This window comes from Nocardiopsis sp. TNDT3 (assembly GCF_003427465.1).
Classification (GTDB): domain Bacteria; phylum Actinomycetota; class Actinomycetes; order Streptosporangiales; family Streptosporangiaceae; genus Nocardiopsis; species Nocardiopsis dassonvillei.
In genome coordinates this window covers 1-3,907 of the sequence record NZ_QPFC01000219.1, presented here as the reverse complement: position 1 = coordinate 3,907, position 3,907 = coordinate 1, and the positions used below count along the sequence as shown (strand labels likewise).

Sequence of the window (3,907 nt, the reverse complement as noted above, 5' to 3'; positions counted from 1 at the left end):
ACCCCCCGGCGCGCCTCCCCCGGCCTCCCGATATCCACTGGCCCGGCACCGGCCGACTGCTGTACCCATGGTGATCCGCTCCGTTCCCTTCCAGCCGAGGAGTCCCCAGCGTGCCCGCCGAAGCGAAGAACCCCGGCCGGCCCCAGACCCGGGCCTCCCTGGCCCGCGACCTGACCGCGTTGGGGGTCGCGCCCGCCGACACCCTCCTCGTGCACACCTCCCTCAGCGCGCTGGGCTGGGTGTGCGGCGGTGAACAGGCCCTCGTGCAGGCCCTCGTGGACGCCGTCGGCTCCCGGGGAACGCTCGTCGTGCCCACCCAGACCATGGACAACACCGACCCCGCCGGGTGGCGCGACCCCCCGGTCCCCGAGGACTGGTGGCCGGTCATCCGCGCGCAGGCGCCCGGGTTCGATCCGCGCCTGACACCGAGCAGGTTCATGGGCCGCGTCCCGGAGATGGTGCGCACCTGGCCCGGCGCGGTCCGCAGCGCGAACCCGCAGACCTCCTTCGCCGCGCTGGGCCCCCGCGCCCGCGACCTCATGGCACACCACCCGGTCGACTGCCGCCTGGGCGAGGACTCCCCGCTCGCCGCGCTGGAACGCGTCCGGGCCAAGGTCCTGCTGCTGGGCACGGGGTTCGACTCCTGCACCGCCTTCCACCTGGCCGAGTACCGCATCCCCCGGCCCCGCCTGGAGCGGTCCGGGTGCGCGGTCCTGGCCCCGGACGGCGGCCGGACGTGGGTGGACTTCACCGACGTGCTCCTGGACGAGGAGGACTTCGCACGGCTGGGCGCCGACTTCGAGAACACCGGAGCCGTGACCTCGGGCCCGGTGGGCGAGGCCACCGCACGGCTGTTCTCCCTCCCGGGAGCGGTGGCCTTCGCGTCCAGCTGGATGACCGTGAACCGGGACAGGTGACCTCCGCACCGGAGCATCCGGCGCCCGCCGCGGTGCCGGTGGGTCAGCGACACAGCGCACATCCCGGCCCCGGGCGGACGGTCCCGGCCGAGGGGACCCGCGCCATAGCCTGGGAGACGACCACCGCCATCACACGGAACGGGTTCTCCGCCATGTCCCTGCTCGCCGCAGACCGCCCCCTGAACGAGATCCACGACGCGATGCTCCTGGACCTGGACGGGGTCGTCTACATCGGCCCGAGGGCCGTACCGGCGGCACCGGAGGCGGTGGGCAAGGCGCGGGCCGCCGGAGCGCGGGTGGCGTTCGTGACCAACAACGCCGGGCGCACCCCGGCGCGCATCGCCGAGCACCTGACCGAACTGGGCGTGGGCGCCGCCCCCGGGGACGTGGTGACCTCCGCGGAGGCCGCCGCCCGCCTGGTCGGCGAACACCACCCCGCGGGTTCGGACGTACTGGTGGTGGGCGACACCGCGCTGCGCCAGGCGGTGCGCAGGATGGGGCTGCGCCCGGTGTCGGTCGACAGCCCCTCGGTGGTGGCCGTGGTGCAGGGCTACTCCCGGCACATGACCCGCGACCTGCTCGACCAGGGCACGGTCGCGGTCCGGCGCGGCGCGTTCTACGTGGCCAGCAACAACGACGCCACCGCACCCAGCGAGTGGGGCCTGACCCCCGGCAACGGGTCCTTCGTCCGGGTCATCGCCAACGCCACCGGGGTCGAACCCGTCGTCGCCGGAAAGCCCATGCGCCCCCTGCACGAGGAGGGCATCCTGCGCACCGGAGCGCGCAACCCGCTGATCGTGGGCGACCGGCTGGACACCGACATCGAGGGCGCGACCGCCCACGGCGCGGCGGGGATGCTGGTGCTGACGGGGGTGGCCACCCCGATGGACGCCCTCGCCGCGCCCGAGCACCAGCGCCCCAGCTACCTGGCGTGGGACCTGTCGGGCATGAACCACACGCACCCGGCCGTCGTCCGCGAGGGCGACCGCACCCGCTGCGCGGGGTGGACGGTGACCGTCACCGGCGGCGCACCACGCGTCGAGGGGGACGGGGACCGGCTGGACGGGCTGCGCGCGCTGTGCGTCGCGGTCTGGGCGGACCGGGCGGCGGACCCGTCCGGCCCGGCCGCACGCGAGGCGCTGTCCCGCCTGGGCTGGTGAGCCCACGCGGCGGGCCCTCACCGCCGCACCGCCCCGGCCGCGGGGCCGTCGGCCGCCCGGACCAGGGTCGCGGTCCTGGCCTCCACCTCGCACACGCTGCGTACGCCCTCCCGGCCGCGCCAGGTGCGGCGGCGCAGCTCCCCGGTCATCCGGACCACGTCGCCCAGCCGCCAGGCGCGTATCCCCTCGTGCAGGTCGCGGTCGAAACTGGTGCAGGTGATCGAGTCGGACCGGCGCCCGCGGTAGCGGCTGTCGCGGGGGCGGGCCACACAGACCCGCCAGGTGGCCAACCGGTCGCCGCTGGGCAGCTCGCGGATGAGGGGCCGGGCGGTGATCCGCCCGGCCACGAGGATCTCGTTGCGGTGCTCGGACTCACACGGGTCCTGCCGCGGGGACGGGGTGTCGGGGGCGGTCCGGCTCGGGGCGACCGCGGACTCCTGCTGCATGTGGACGTCCTCCCATGGGTGGAGAGCGAGGAGACGGGCGCGACGCGGAGCAGGGGCGCGGGGCAGGAGACCGAAGGTCCGGCCGTCCGCGTGCGGTGGGGGCGTGCGCTCTCCCACCAGGATCCCCCGGCGAGGGTCCGAGCGAAAGGCCCGTCGCGAGGCTGTGGACAACCCGTCCCGGCACCGGCCGCGCTCCGCGCACCCCTCCGGCGAGGACCGGGCCGAGCCCCGCCCCGACCAGCCGTGACACCCTTGTCCTAGAGTCGGATCCTGTCCGGTTCGGCCCCGCCGAACCCCACGACGACCGAGGAACAGGGGTGCTTGCAGTGCACGACGACGTGGACGTGAGCGGTCTGCCCGAGGGGATCACCCCGCTGGGCGACGACATCTTCGCCATCGACACGATGCTCGCCGGATACCCGGGGATCGTGTCGAGCTACCTCATCCGCTCCCAACGGCCCTGCATCGTCGAGGTCGGCACCGCCGGTTCCGCGCGGGTCCTGCACGAGGCCGTCACCCGCCTCGGGCTGGCTCCCGCGGACCTGGCCACCATCGTGGTCACCCACATCCACCTGGACCACGCGGGCGGCACCGGAGACATGGCCGCCCTGTTCCCCAACGCCGAGATCGTCGTGCACGAGCGCGGCGCCCGCCACCTGGCCGACCCGAGCAGGCTGATGCGCAGCGCCGAGATGGTGTGGGGCGACCGGCTGGACAGCCTGTTCGGACGGATGAACCCCACCGAGGCGACCCGTATCCGGTCGGTGGCCGAGACCGGGGAGATCGACCTGGGCGGCGGGCGCCGACTGGTGACGCACTACGCCCCCGGCCACGCCAAGCACCACATGGGCCTGGTCGACACCCTCACCGGCGACCTGTACGTCGGCGACGCGCTGGGCGTGTACAAGCCGCTCACCGGAGAGGTCAGCCCGGCCACGCCGCCGCCGGACTTCGACATGGAGGCGTGCCTGCGCACCCTGCGGCTGTTCGGGGACATCGACGCCCAGCGGCTGATGTTCTCCCATTTCGGCGCGGTCACCTCGGTCCCCGAGACCCTCGACCGGGCCGAGTCCGAGCTCCGGCTGTGGGTGGAGACAGTGCGCGAGTCCCACGGCAGCACCGGCGACCTGGACCACGCGATCGCCATGGTGCGCGACAAGGTGGTCTCGCGCTACGCGCCGATGCCGCCGGAGCTGCCCGCGGAGTCCGCCGCGATCCTGGACACCCTCAGCGGTGCGGAGGCCAACGTGTCCGGCATCGTGCACTGGCTGGACAGGCTCGCCCGGGAGCAGGCCGAGGCCCGGGCTGCGGAGGAGAAGGAACGTTCCTGAGCGGTCCCGGACGGCCCTCGCGGTCCCCGGCGTCGGAGCGCGGACGTCCGCGC

General features: G+C 74.7%; 4 protein-coding genes. 3 read left to right on the top strand and 1 reads right to left on the bottom strand.

All coding sequences use genetic code 11. The features are described from left to right. The first annotated feature begins 110 nt into the window (after positions 1–110). Positions 111–917 (top strand): aminoglycoside N(3)-acetyltransferase, encoded by an 807-nt coding sequence (locus DQW06_RS06070; RefSeq protein WP_013154050.1) that lies wholly within the window; start codon positions 111–113, stop codon positions 915–917. 152 nt (positions 918–1,069) lie between these two features. Next, entirely contained in the window at positions 1,070–2,077 is a 1,008-nt protein-coding gene (locus DQW06_RS06065; RefSeq protein WP_013154051.1) for an HAD-IIA family hydrolase, read from the top strand. 17 nt (positions 2,078–2,094) lie between these two features. Here the strand turns inward: DQW06_RS06065 and DQW06_RS06060 are convergent, their stop codons facing one another. Beyond that, positions 2,095–2,523, bottom strand: coding sequence for a single-stranded DNA-binding protein (locus DQW06_RS06060; RefSeq protein ID WP_013154052.1), 429 nt, complete (start codon positions 2,521–2,523; stop codon positions 2,095–2,097). Positions 2,524–2,849: 326 nt separating this feature from the next. Here DQW06_RS06060 and DQW06_RS06055 point away from each other — a divergent pair, with 326 nt between their 5' ends. Then, complete coding sequence (locus tag DQW06_RS06055) at positions 2,850–3,854, top strand: MBL fold metallo-hydrolase (RefSeq protein WP_198048870.1); 1,005 nt, start codon at positions 2,850–2,852, stop codon at positions 3,852–3,854. The last annotated feature ends 53 nt before the right edge of the window (positions 3,855–3,907 follow it).

Excerpts from the sequence above, each read along its gene's own strand:
- DQW06_RS06065 (WP_013154051.1), top strand. The coding sequence starts at position 1,070 with ATGTCCCTGCTCGCCGCAGACCGCCCCCTGAACGAGATCCACGACGCG.
- DQW06_RS06060 (WP_013154052.1), bottom strand. The coding sequence starts at position 2,523 with ATGCAGCAGGAGTCCGCGGTCGCCCCGAGCCGGACCGCCCCCGACACC.